The organism is Planktotalea sp. (assembly GCF_039984035.1).
GTDB lineage: Bacteria > Pseudomonadota > Alphaproteobacteria > Rhodobacterales > Rhodobacteraceae > Planktotalea.
In genome coordinates, this window is sequence record NZ_JBDWVM010000436.1 from 1 (window position 1) to 11,819 (window position 11,819).

The following is an 11,819-nucleotide window of genomic DNA, read 5'->3' on the forward strand; positions in this document are numbered from 1 at the left end:
GAACAAGGAATGCTCTGGAATCAATAGGAATATAAGTGTCAATAAAATCAGCACATTGCGTCTTTATCACTTTCTCACTTGTTCCCAATCATTCCCATCAATGCAATGTATTGGGTGGGGCTGAAAGTGGGGCCTGTTGTCGGAAAGGTATTCAATGTCTGAACTTAACAAACTGGTTGCAGCGTCAATGTTAGGGCTCAAAGCTGGCAAGCATGGAGATGGTGGGGGCTGTGGCTTCATAAGCGTAGTCTGACCGCAGGTAAGTGGCTCTTCTTTCACACGTCTGGAGGTCGTCGTCGAGAGATGGGCTTGGGTCCGTTTCCCGATGTAACGCTCAAGCAAGCGCGAGGCCAAGCGCGCAAATGGCGCGAAGTCGTTCGCCAAGGTCTTGATCCTATAACAGAAAGAAACAAAGAGCGGCGACAAGCAGAACGCCGAATGCACTTACTGCGAGACGTCGCTCTAGATGCATTTGAAGCGCGCAAAGCTGAGCTTAAAGATGATGGGAAAGCTGGTCGCTGGCTATCACCACTAGATTTACACGTTTTGCCCAAGCTGGGAGCCCGCCCAGTGGCCGAGATAGACCAACTGGCAGTAAGGGACACCTTGGCCCCTATCTGGCATGAGAAGGCCGATACAGCGCGTAAGGCGATCACTCGGTTGTCGATCGTTCTTCGCCATGCAGCTGCTCTAGGTTTGGATGTAGACTTGCAAGCAACGGACAAGGCAAAGGCCCTGCTCGGTGCCCAGCGCCATAAGGTTACGCATATCGCTTCTTTGCCTTGGCGCGAGGTGCCTGCCTTTTATGAAAGCCTGAGTGAAGGAACGACGACACACCTAGCCCTGCGTTTGCTTATTCTGACCGGTGTTAGATCAAAGCCATTGCGCTTCATGCATGAAAGCCAAGTTGAGGGCGATGTTTGGACCATCCCGGCTGAACTTATGAAGTCTCGGAAAGACGCGGCAGAGCCGTTTCGCGTACCACTGTCAATCGAAGCGCTCGAGATCCTAAGTGAAACAACGTCCAAAGATGGCTTCTTCTTTCCAGCCGTACGCAAAGGCGTAATCAGCGATGCAACAATGTCTCGCTTAATGGAGCGCCGAAAGATGGATGAACGTCCTCACGGCTTTCGATCTAGTTTGAGGGAATGGATAGACGAAGCGACGAGCACACCTTACGAGGTCGCTGAAATGTCCATCGCTCATAAGGTCGGAGGAAGCGTAGAGCGTGCTTATCGACGGTCTGACTACTTGGATCAACGCAGGATCGTCCTTCAGCGCTGGGCGGCGCACGTCACCAAGAAGAGTGCGGATGTTGTGAGTATTGTGCGATGATACATCAAGAAGGGTGGATGCCCGTAAGTTTGTTAGTGAATAGTTTGTTTCGCAAGTTTGTGGGCGTTGTAACTGAACAGCACGTTCGAGATAGCTGGAGAGAGTACTGCAAAGATCCTTTCCCTGATGATGAAATTGAAGATCTTAAACTAAGCTTTAGGTTGTCCGCCGCAGAAACACAGGTTTGGGCTAACTTAAGCAAGTGGGCCGAGGCAGGTAAACTGGGCATTACTACACCATTGGGTACGACGGCGCTATTAACTGCGGAAGTCGCAACAAAAAGCCCATTTGAAGGTTTCGGGACGTTACCTCCTATTGAGTGCCCAGCAAGCCCTATTCTGGATATGAGGACGGGTACTTTAGGCAGTGGTCCGATTAAAGCAGATGTGAGTGACTCCGGCTCAGATTTTACACTGTTCGAACTGAACACGATGTTTGGAGCATTTCTCTTTGCTCCTGTTGTTGTTGATCAAAAGGTTGCTGAAAAATGTATCAACTCCGTGACAGTTGCTTACTTGTTTCCAAAGGCAACGCCGGAAACAGTTGGGAAAGCGATTGCTAACCATGCTCATCTTGACCTGACAATATCAAAGCCTGATTTAGAAAAAATTCATTCTAGCCATTTTCCAGTCAAGCTTCAGAGGGATGCGTGGAAAGAAGCAGTAAAGGCTGCTCCACATCTGGCCACGAGAGGTCCAAAGAAGAAATAGGCTTATTATCAGTGCTTAAACTGTTGTAGCCTAATTACTCGGCTAATTAGAAAACTCTTAGTTTGACCGCCTAAATATTGGTTTCTAGCTTCCTCTCCATACACATCGGCACACGCCAGTACCTGATCAAGAAAGGAGGAGAAATATGCCAGAGCACATCAAAAACTGTCCCGTTTTGGAACGAATGTTGCGCCGCCCTGCTGTCGAGGAGATGACCGGTCTTTCGCGCACTTCAATTTACAATCGTATGAATCTTGGAACATTCCCGCGCGCTGTCAAGATAGGCGTTACGGCCGTCGCATGGCCAGAGAGCGTCATCCAGGAATGGATCCAAGATCAAATTGAAGAAAGCGCCAAGCGATACATCGTCTAAAATATCACTGAAAAGGGGCTGGCCTCGATAGTCGAGTTCAGCCCCTAGCTTGTTTGAAACGTAGGTCTCAACAAAGACTTCTTAGCCTGACTTTTGTATCAATACCGCCCTGTTCGAACAAGCAAAACCTCAACATTTACTCAGCTTTCAACGCGGAAACATAGCTTTTCCGTGATCAGAGAAGGCATGTTCAAAAGGACGAATTCTGATGTTACAATTTGATCGAACGTTTATCCCTGATCCAGTTCTAATCGCGCTTTCAAAGGCGCTGGGCGCTACAATTAGTTGTTGTGCTATCTGGGTCGCGTGCCTCGTCTGTCATGGCCGCAATGGCCGGTTCTTCGGACGCTGTGTTTCCATTAGGCGTTCTAGCGATGGTTGCTGGCTAATCCGCTGTCGCGCTTCGGGATGCGCGCCATTGGCGGTAGGGATCGCTCTCAAGCTCAATGAAAGTGAGTGCCGGCATGACAGCGATGCAACCGCGCCAATCCTCAAGGCGCAGGCCGTAAAGTCGCGGTGCGCGCTATGAGCACTTCACACCATATCCCTGACAACATCATTCGGGTGTCTTGCTCCTTGAGCTATGTGCTCTGGTTGAACGGTACAGATCACTGGTTCGGATTTACGACCATTCTAAGATCGAGGCTCGAACCAAGAGAATGTGCGGCATTGGCATTTGCGGCACTGCGGTCGTTGAGCGACGAGGATGCTGTACAAGTCGGCCAAACAGCTCTGTTAGATGGCGCAGGCCAACCAATTGCCCCTTTGTTCAGCTTTCTGAACGAGGCAACGTCTTGGGCCGATTTGGCTACTCCAGACGAGCTTAAGGCGTATTGTCTCGCCTGCTTTCGTCGTATGAAACCTGAACATCAAGTTTCGTTCCTCGAATACGTTCAAACTAGAAGGGCAGCGTAGTGGGACAGGGCAAGAAGAACGAGAAAAAGTACGAGCATTATACCAAAATGTTGCGCACAACCATGCAAACCGAAGCTTGGCGAGCGTTATCGTCAACAGCACAAGCTCTGTATCCATTAATCAAACTTGAGTGGAAAGGGGCAAAGGCGAACAATAATGGCAAGCTACGCTTATCGGTAAGACAGGCGGCTGAAGGACTTGGCTGCTCGGTAAACACGGCAGCTAAAGCGTTCCATGAATTGCAAGCTAAGGGTTTCATTGTGCAAACTGAAACTGGTTGTTTGAGTGGTGGTCCTGATGCTCAGTGCCCTTGTTATGAAGTTACCGAGATCGCTTTGCCGCATTCAAAAGGAATGAGAAAACTATTTCTCAGATGGCGGCCTGGGCAGGACTTCAAAGTGCTAAAGGCGGTAACAAACAACCCGAATGGATTTAATGGTAGAGCGCCTCATTCACGAGGGAATGTGGTTCCTCTAAATGGGAGGAAGGCATGATTGCCAAATTTAGAATCCCAACCCAGTTTTTGAGACGGTCCTGTCTCTAAAGTTATGACGGTTTGGCGTTTCTTATCATGAAAATGATGACGGCCTGTCTCAAAAACTATGACGGTTTAGGGTGTTTTGGGGTGTTTGCTGTCTCAAGAATTAAGACCTCCTTATATACCATACCCCTACGGGATTCTTGACGGTCAGAGGCGCGCCCATATCGAGCGAAGGTAAGGCGTTTCCTAAATAGGCCCGGCCCAGTAAAAGCTGAGGCGAAGAAACTAACGCTTTTGAAACGAGGGTCTAACAAGCAGCGCGTCATGCGCGAGAGGAGAAAATAGGCTCATAGGACACGCACCAAAGCAGTTTATGCAAACGGGCGCGATCAAAGCGCTGGTCATTTCACAGCAGATCCTGAACGAAAAAACAGGGAGTTCCGCTTTTTCTGGCTTGCATTCAACAGGGTGTCAAATCCGATCATCATAGGTAAGTCTCTAACTGCGGTTTTGTACGGCAGCGAGAAAACACCAACGCAATCTGTTATAGTCGCTCCGAAGAATGACAGAAAGGCGGGCAGCATATGCAGTGAAAATAGGCTTTCTCCCAGACAAGCTGCAAATCTCGATCCTAGCGAAAAGAGCAGGAATTCGAACCAAAGACTGAAACCTTTCTAGAAAGCGGGCTAAGTTTATTTCTGTAAATGCTTTATAGTTCCCAGAAATTCTCAAAACCTTAGCCTCTGACAAGACGCAAACATTAACAAAAGTTAACATTTTTCGGGTAATTCAAAATTTGAAGTACCCTGTCATTTTTGAGACAAATCGTATAGATTTAGAGATCGCCTTTGGAGCAAACGTGGGCCCGCCCTTAGGACTCGTCGAGTTTCAGGCGCTAAAGCAAGTCTGTCAGACCAGCCCAGCAAAAACAAAGTGATGCCCAAAAGCAGACGGGCGCGTGTTTACATACGAAGAACATTAAGAAGTCGGTCAAGTCGCCTGCAAAATCCGCAAAACCAAATAATATGCGATTTGAATGCGGCTAGAAAGAAAGTGGAGAAGCTCTTCAGGCTACCTACTTTCTGCGCAGCAACACGTATTTTGTCCACATAATTGGCGGATACCAGTCATTCGCCGCGGTTGCATCAATGGTGAAGCCGTGTGGCGGAAGCTGCCATTCATCGAATGACAAAAATTAATAAACCTGCGGTCGATCTGACGGCTGTTTCAAGGCCACACCAGACCTATTGATTTTTTTGCGTATGCACTCGCATCATGCAACTTTCTACAAAAGCGTGGTTTCCTATGCCACTAAGCCGCGAGAAAAGCCGCTATTCATGCAAGCTTTAGCTAGAACGGAACGCCCAAGTCGCAGGCAAAACACCGACTTGCTGCTAGTGCAACAACTACTGATTACGGGTAAAACCAGATTGGATCGAGTGATAACCTTTGACCACCAAACCGATGACGGTGACCTTTAATACCGCTCCGCAGAAAAACCTCTGCGACGCCGGAGCAATGTAGTTCTATTGACCGCGGCGATCGTCCATGGCGCACGACAAACCTTAGCTAGGGCCGTCACTTTTTATGATAGCAACCCGTATCATCAGGCCAGTAGCTTTTCCCATTTCGAAAAGCTATTGGCCTCGACTAAACTGGAATCGTATGACGCTGTGACTGCATGAACATCCCGTTCAGAACAAAAAAGACTCGCGATGACATCGAGAGTCTTCGACGTTCAGATCGTTGAGCACTGTTTCGCTCCAATTCATCAAAGGGTCGGGCCCACACATGAACACCTCACGATCATTGAGGTCTTCGACGGATTGAATATCATCACCCCGCATGCGCCGCTCTTCAATCGTTAGGACGTCGTCTGGGAACGCCTGACGCAAGCCGTCGCGTGGCAAGCCCGCTGTGGCGGGGGTGCTACTGCTGCTTTGAAGCGCGACGATGCGCAGCCGCAGGTGTTCGGGACGCGATCCATGTTGCGATGCAAAATGGCTCAGGACGTTGATATCATCATCACGTCCTGAAAATAGTAGCACTATGTCGGTCGAAATCTGGTTGGGGCGTGCGTTCGCCACCTCAAGAATACCTTTCCACATCGTCATGAAGGGCGTAATGCCGACGCCACCAGCGATCCAAAGCATCTGCGACGGGACATTCGGCGGGATGCCCTCAGCGGAGGGAGTGAAACAGGTGAAACCCGCGCCGGTGCCTTTGAATGCGATGGGCAGTTTCTGTGCGATCAGTTTGTCGGCATTGTCATGCAAGACATTGGATATCAAACCACCCCGCTTACGTTTGACGGTGACGCTTACTTCATCCGCAGAGCCAAACGCATTTTTATGTGCATCAAAACGGGGCGCGCTGGAAAGCGTCCAAGTGCGCACATAATCTTCGTTCACCAACTGCGGGTTGGCATCGTTCATATGGTTGTACCCGACATCCAGCATATCAGAGAAGTCAAAGACACCAAACCCGCCAGGCAAAAGAGCATTGATGGGTGACGAGAGCTTGAAATTAAATGTCGTGATGGTTTCGGACAGGGCTTTTGTTGAGGCAAGTGTCGCCGTGATTGCGGCCGCGCTGTCTTGGGCAGCTGTGGTGTGCCCCATTTGATCCATTTCTTGCCGCAGATACCTTACTGGCGGGTTATAAGGCGAAAACTGCTCATCCGTGAGCAACTCAAGGTCGAGACCCTGTTTCACAAAGACGGCTCCCGTCACCTTGATACGCGTCAGCAAACTGACCCGGGGCATAATCGTTTCTGCGTCTTGATCGAGCAGGTTTTCAGCCTCACCTGTGACGTAAAGGACATGGCCCGTTGTGAAATCGGGAAATACAAGACCGACTTGCGGGTCCGTTTCAATGTTGCCTAAAGACTGGTAAAAACGATTGCCAGAATGATCGGGCAAAACCAGATACGTCGTAACGCGGTCGCCATCTCTTTCTTCGTAGAGGCGTGTAAAGCCAGGGGCCCCACCGCGGTGATTAACCCCCATATCGGTTTGGGTGCCTGCTGCATTGTTTACCGCGATGTGTTTTGTCGCAAGAAAGGCAGTGCTGGCACGGTCGATCACCGCCTTCGCGTCAGCGGGCAGGGCAGAGGTGCTTGCTTCAAAGCTGTCATGAGAGAGTTCGGCAAGGCGTTGCACACGGGCCAATCTGCGCATAGTAATGTATTTTGGGCAATTCCCGAGGTGCTGGTTAGATAGCAACCCAAGCCGTATTTTTCCTGTATCATCCACAGAGGCCTCGTTGATCGAACCCGCAATTTTATTGCGCCGACGGTTGCTGAAATCAACCCCGACACCAGCAAAAAGCCGTTCTTCGCCAGCAGAAAGAGGCTCTTGCTTTAAGGCGCGTGCAAAGGGGTCATTTGGCGATGTTTTGGCAGTGACATCCGTTCTGTTACCCCCGCGCACGTTGATGCCAAGGGTTGGGTCATCGTCGGACGTTGTGACCAAAAGACTGACCCAAGGGCGCCCTTGGATATCCAGGGTCGCCAATGGCAGGTAAGACAGGTCCGCAAAGAAGTCCGCATGCTGCTGCGGCAGGTCGCTGTTGATATATTTCGGAATGGCGTCGATAAGCTCAGGTGGCGTGTTGCGCAGCGTTTGCAACTGCAACTCACCTTCGTGCGATTTATGGATCTGCGCCATTACCTAATCTTTCTGCCTTGATCGAAAGCCTGTGATGCCAAAAGCTTTTTGATGTTACCGTTTGTTGTATTAGAGACCCAAGTCGCTCAGACTTGGGTGATCGTCGGGGCGGCGCCCTAACGGCCAACGGAACATCCGATCGGTCTCTTCAATCGGATGTTCATTGATGCTGGCAAACCGACGGTCCATGTAACCATTTTCGTCGAACTCCCAGTTTTCGTTACCATAGGCGCGGAACCAGTTGCCGCTGTCATCGTGGTATTCATAGGCATAACGCACAGAAATGCGATTGCCATTATGGGTCCACAGTTCCTTGACCAACCGATAGTCCAATTCTTTGTCCCACTTTCGGGTCAAGAATTTTTCAATCTGGACACGGCCTCGCGGGAATTCCGCGCGATTGCGCCATTTGCTGTCGGGCGTGTAGGCAAGCGCGACCTTTGCGGGGTTGCGCCCGTTCCAGCCGTCTTCGGCAAGGCGCACCTTTTCGATGGCGGTCTGGTTGGTAAAGGGCGGTAACGGATGGCGCGGTGCTTCTGCCGTCATTGTGAAATCCTCTTATTCGGCCACAAGGCCAACGGCGGTCGTGGGCATTGCCTCAAACCCTGGCAGGACTTCGAAACGGGCAATCCACGCGCGCACGTTTGGATAAGGATCAAGTGAAACATTCCCTTCAGGCGCATGAGCTGTGTACGAATAGGTCGCAACATCAGCGATCGTTGGACGATCACCGACCAACCAATCGCGACCTTCAAGCCCTTGTTCCAGCTTTTGCATGGCTTTCGCAGCCGTAGCAGCGGCAAAATCTACATCCAAAGGTGCGTTGAAAACTGTAATCAATCGGGCTGCACATGACCCAAACGCAATCTCTCCAGCCGCGAGCGTCAGCCAGCGTTGAACATCCGCTTCACCGGCTGGCGTGTTGGGGATCCAATCAGGAGCATACGCCCGCGCAAGGTAGACAAGGATCGCATTCGAATCCGACACAATCGCATCGCCATCTTCAAGAACCGGCACTTGGCCATTCGGGTTCATTGCAAGAAATTCAGGCGATTTATGCGCACCGGTGGCCAAATCAACGGGAACGGCTTCATGTGTAATCCCAGCAAGTTTTGCGAACACCAAAGCACGGTGTGCGTGACCTGATTTGGCGAAATGGTGAATACGAACGGCGTTTGACATCAGTGTCTCCAATTGGTTTCCAGACGTTAATCGAGTCATACCCGTTGCATTCTTGTGGGATAATCGTCAATTTTGGCGTAACTTTAAGAACTGAAAGGGCGCAAAGATATGGACAAGATTGACCGCATGCGCGCCTTTGCGCTGGTCGCGAAAAACGCCTCATTCACCGTCGCGGCGCAGCGTATGGGGCGATCCGCGCGTCTGATCAGCAAATACGTGGCCGATCTGGAAGGCGCGCTGGGTGTGCAGCTACTCAACCGCACGACACGCAGTGTCGCTTTGACAGATGCGGGTACGACATACTTGGCGTTGTGTGCGCCGCTCCTCGATGGGTTCGATGAACTTGAGGACAGGGTTAGGAACGAACAGGCATCTCTACGCGGGGTGATCCACATTTCAGCGCCCACAGGGTTTGGCGCAGTGCGGCTTGCACCATCGCTTGCCAAATTTGCCAAGAAACACCCGCATGTTGAACTTGATCTAAAATTTTCGGACCGCAGAGTTTCGATTATTGAGGAAGGCCTTGATCTCGCCATCAGGATCGGTCCGATGCGGGACAGCTCGCTTAAGGTGCGGCAACTTGGTCGGATGCCGTTGGTCGTGTGCGCATCGCCCACCTATTTAGAGCACGCTGGAACCCCGCGTGACCCACAGGCATTAACCGGCCATGACTGTATTCTGGACGGCAACATGACCGAGCCGACAGTCTGGAGGTTTGACGTCAACGGCCAAGAGGAATCGGTGCAGGTTAACGGACGATTTCGGATGAACGCGCCAGCAGGATCGGCACGCCTCGCCGCAGCAGGAGCCGCAATCGCACGATGCCCTGCCTATACGGTCGCGAAGGCGCTGTCGTCTGGTGAGCTAGTCGAACTTTTTGCAGAGCACCGCATCGCGCCATATGTCGTGGCAGCACTTTTTCCACAAAACCGACATCTCACAACAAGAGTGCGTGCGCTCATTGATCACCTCGCTACCGATCCGGAATTATGCCCTGATGGTGCGTGATAAACCTGTGCAAGCCTTGGGTATGCCGCATTAAGCCTCCAGTAGATTTTAATTCAATACATGTTGGTTTTGATATCGCGGTTGATACGTTCATCCATGTCATCAAGGACATCTTTGGCATAGTCTTTGTGTGCAGACATAAGATCCGCCAAACTTGGGGCCTCGTGCCGGTCAATGTGGGTGTCGACATCCCAGATCCCCGCACGGCGGATCGCTTTGGAACAATGACCGTATGCTTCGTCCACTTGGATCAGCAACCCAACAGGCGGCACACGTCCCTTGATGGCGCAACGTTCCAGCAGATCAGGGTCACGGGTCGCCAATGCACGGCCATTGACCCGCAACGTGTCAAACGCACCTGGGATAATGAATAGAACCGACACCGCAGGCTGAGTTAAGATATTGCGAAATGTATCAAAGCGCTGGTTGCCCGGACGATCAGGGATAAGCAGCAGCTTGGGAGTCACAACTTCCACAAATCCAACGGGATCACCGCGCGGTGTTATATCGGAATGACCCGCCGCATCTTGCGATGACACCACACAAAACGGGGACAGCTTTACGAATTTTTGCATCGGTTCGCTCAGAAACGGAGCCGACTTTTCATAGATCGTGGCCGTCGTATCGCCATAACGCTCACGAAATTCTGGGATATCTTTGATCAGAAATTCTTCACGGATTGGATTGCTCATGTGTACCTCTTCGGTGGTGCTCGCACGAAATCAGTGCGTCATGCACCGCACTTTTTGCCTTTGTACGGTGACAGGCCTATGATTTAACTAATAGGACAAGCATTTCTAACGCGTCTTCGAGGCCTTGTGGTTGTTCAAGCCCTCGCGAGACTATCATTGCACCTTCAAGGCTGGACACAAACATTTTGGCAAACAGCGCCGGATCTAAATCTGTGCGGAGCTGCGCATTGGCTTGTCCCTCACGGACGACATTTTCAACCCAATCGGATTGATCAGCAAAGAACTGCGCCACTTCAGTTCGAACCTGATCTGGTAAAGACGCCATGTCTGCCGCCAACATACCACCAAGGCAGACCTGCCCTTGCTCGCGCAAGGTAGTGACAAACAAGGCCCCGTAAGCGCGCAGTTTCTCTGTCGCAGAACCGGCATTGATTTGCGTCGTCACGTCACTGAACGCTCGCCGATATGCACGTGCGGTGGCTTCCGCCAAATCCGCCTTGGTTGCATAGTGGTAGTGAATGCTTGCGCTTTTGATCCCCACGTCTGCGGCGACATCGCGAAAGCTGAATCCGTTGAACCCGCGATCCATCATCAACGCGCGCGCGGACTCCAGGATATCCAAAGCCTTGTTTGTGGGATTTGCTGGTTGCATCACGGTCTCCTTATCTACCAAGCAATAGATAGACTGTTGACAGGCCAAAAGCAAGAGTCTAACAATTGTCTACCTAGTACTTGATAGATAAAAGGATCACCATGTCACATCTCAAATTAAATCGTCGCTCATTGTTGGTGGGCAGTGCAGCAACAACCCTTGCCGCACCCAGCATCGTAAGAGCAAATATCCTTGGCGGTGGCCCATTGGGTCAGGGCACAACACCGCTGCAGCACGGCGTGGTTACAGTTGCCGATTTTGGCGACGTGAAAATCCACAGTTACCAGAGCCCGGACCTGACTGGTTGCGTCACAACGCACGTGATTGAGACGCCCGAACGTCTTGTGTTCGTGGATGGTCAGCGTTCCGTCATCTACGGTCAAGAAATCCGCGACTACGCCGAGGCGACAGGCAAACCTGTTGATCGTATGATCATCTCGCACCTACATCCTGATCACTGGTTTGGCGCCTACCAGTTCCGCGATGTTCCGATCTATTCCTTCGCAGAAACGCAGGCAGAGATTGCCCAACTGGGCGAGTTTTTCATCGAGATCAGCATCGAGTCTCTGGGAGAGCACGTACCACCAACCAAAGTTGTACCCACCCATTTGATCGCGCATGGCGCAACCGAGGTCATTGACGGCGTAACCTTCGAATTCCGCCACGTGACGGATGCGGAATCCGACAACATGATGACGATCTATTTGCCAGATCAGAAAGTCCTGATCGCGCAAGATATGTTGTATAACAACTGTCACTTGTTCTGTGGTCACGGCAATTTTGACGGCTGGAAGTCAGGCCTC

12 protein-coding genes are annotated in these 11,819 nt (G+C 51.2%); 7 read left to right on the plus strand and 5 right to left on the minus strand.

The features are described from left to right. Nucleotides 1-249: 249 nt before the first annotated feature. The 5 genes from ABJQ89_RS19380 (at nucleotide 250) to ABJQ89_RS19400 (ending at nucleotide 3,827) form a co-directional block, all read left to right on the plus strand. Complete coding sequence (locus ABJQ89_RS19380) at nucleotides 250-1,335, plus strand: integrase arm-type DNA-binding domain-containing protein (RefSeq protein WP_348497810.1); 1,086 nt, start codon at nucleotides 250-252, stop codon at nucleotides 1,333-1,335. Next, complete coding sequence (locus ABJQ89_RS19385; RefSeq protein ID WP_348497799.1) at nucleotides 1,332-2,045, plus strand: hypothetical protein; 714 nt, start codon at nucleotides 1,332-1,334, stop codon at nucleotides 2,043-2,045. Before ABJQ89_RS19380 ends, ABJQ89_RS19385 begins: the two co-directional genes overlap by 4 nt. A gap of 145 nt (nucleotides 2,046-2,190) precedes the next feature. Further along, nucleotides 2,191-2,418, plus strand: a complete 228-nt coding sequence (locus ABJQ89_RS19390) for an AlpA family transcriptional regulator (protein WP_348497800.1) — start codon at nucleotides 2,191-2,193, stop codon at nucleotides 2,416-2,418. Between the two features lie 525 nt (nucleotides 2,419-2,943). Next, on the plus strand, nucleotides 2,944-3,333 hold the full coding sequence (locus tag ABJQ89_RS19395; RefSeq protein ID WP_348497801.1) for a hypothetical protein: 390 nt from the start codon (nucleotides 2,944-2,946) through the stop codon (nucleotides 3,331-3,333). Continuing rightward, nucleotides 3,333-3,827 (plus strand): hypothetical protein, encoded by a 495-nt coding sequence (locus tag ABJQ89_RS19400; RefSeq protein WP_348497802.1) that lies wholly within the window; start codon nucleotides 3,333-3,335, stop codon nucleotides 3,825-3,827. The genes ABJQ89_RS19395 and ABJQ89_RS19400 overlap by 1 nt, the downstream gene beginning before the upstream one ends. A gap of 1,681 nt (nucleotides 3,828-5,508) precedes the next feature. Here ABJQ89_RS19400 and ABJQ89_RS19405 read toward each other — a convergent pair. The 3 genes from ABJQ89_RS19405 to ABJQ89_RS19415 form a co-directional block, all read right to left on the minus strand. After that, on the minus strand, nucleotides 5,509-7,482 hold the full coding sequence (locus ABJQ89_RS19405; RefSeq protein ID WP_348497803.1) for a pyridoxamine 5'-phosphate oxidase family protein: 1,974 nt from the start codon (nucleotides 7,480-7,482) through the stop codon (nucleotides 5,509-5,511). 69 nt (nucleotides 7,483-7,551) lie between these two features. After that, on the minus strand, nucleotides 7,552-8,028 hold the full coding sequence (locus ABJQ89_RS19410; RefSeq protein WP_348497804.1) for a nuclear transport factor 2 family protein: 477 nt from the start codon (nucleotides 8,026-8,028) through the stop codon (nucleotides 7,552-7,554). Between the two features lie 12 nt (nucleotides 8,029-8,040). Continuing rightward, nucleotides 8,041-8,664, minus strand: coding sequence for a glutathione S-transferase (locus ABJQ89_RS19415; RefSeq protein ID WP_348497805.1), 624 nt, complete (start codon nucleotides 8,662-8,664; stop codon nucleotides 8,041-8,043). 108 nt (nucleotides 8,665-8,772) lie between these two features. Here ABJQ89_RS19415 and ABJQ89_RS19420 point away from each other — a divergent pair, with 108 nt between their 5' ends. Then, entirely contained in the window at nucleotides 8,773-9,672 is a 900-nt protein-coding gene (locus ABJQ89_RS19420; protein WP_348497806.1) for a LysR family transcriptional regulator, read from the plus strand. Between the two features lie 53 nt (nucleotides 9,673-9,725). Here ABJQ89_RS19420 and ABJQ89_RS19425 read toward each other — a convergent pair whose 3' ends face one another. Next, nucleotides 9,726-10,364: an MSMEG_1061 family FMN-dependent PPOX-type flavoprotein gene (locus ABJQ89_RS19425; protein WP_348497807.1), complete on the minus strand. Its 639-nt coding sequence runs from the start codon at nucleotides 10,362-10,364 to the stop codon at nucleotides 9,726-9,728. Nucleotides 10,365-10,440: 76 nt separating this feature from the next. Further along, entirely contained in the window at nucleotides 10,441-11,016 is a 576-nt protein-coding gene (locus ABJQ89_RS19430; protein ID WP_348497808.1) for a TetR/AcrR family transcriptional regulator, read from the minus strand. Nucleotides 11,017-11,117: 101 nt separating this feature from the next. Between ABJQ89_RS19430 and ABJQ89_RS19435 the strand changes: the two genes are divergently transcribed. Next, a partial coding sequence (locus tag ABJQ89_RS19435; protein WP_348497809.1) for an MBL fold metallo-hydrolase occupies nucleotides 11,118-11,819 on the plus strand: 702 nt, incomplete at its 3' end.

What these genes read in the sequence shown, in the direction of transcription:
- ABJQ89_RS19385 (WP_348497799.1), top strand. Translation starts at nt 1,332, where the DNA reads ATGATACATCAAGAAGGGTGGATGCCCGTAAGTTTGTTAGTGAATAGT.
- ABJQ89_RS19390 (WP_348497800.1), top strand. Translation starts at nt 2,191, where the DNA reads ATGCCAGAGCACATCAAAAACTGTCCCGTTTTGGAACGAATGTTGCGC.
- ABJQ89_RS19395 (WP_348497801.1), top strand. Translation starts at nt 2,944, where the DNA reads ATGAGCACTTCACACCATATCCCTGACAACATCATTCGGGTGTCTTGC.
- ABJQ89_RS19405 (WP_348497803.1), bottom strand. Translation starts at nt 7,482, where the DNA reads ATGGCGCAGATCCATAAATCGCACGAAGGTGAGTTGCAGTTGCAAACG.
- ABJQ89_RS19410 (WP_348497804.1), bottom strand. Translation starts at nt 8,028, where the DNA reads ATGACGGCAGAAGCACCGCGCCATCCGTTACCGCCCTTTACCAACCAG.
- ABJQ89_RS19415 (WP_348497805.1), bottom strand. Translation starts at nt 8,664, where the DNA reads ATGTCAAACGCCGTTCGTATTCACCATTTCGCCAAATCAGGTCACGCA.
- ABJQ89_RS19420 (WP_348497806.1), top strand. Translation starts at nt 8,773, where the DNA reads ATGGACAAGATTGACCGCATGCGCGCCTTTGCGCTGGTCGCGAAAAAC.
- ABJQ89_RS19425 (WP_348497807.1), bottom strand. Translation starts at nt 10,364, where the DNA reads ATGAGCAATCCAATCCGTGAAGAATTTCTGATCAAAGATATCCCAGAA.
- ABJQ89_RS19430 (WP_348497808.1), bottom strand. Translation starts at nt 11,016, where the DNA reads ATGCAACCAGCAAATCCCACAAACAAGGCTTTGGATATCCTGGAGTCC.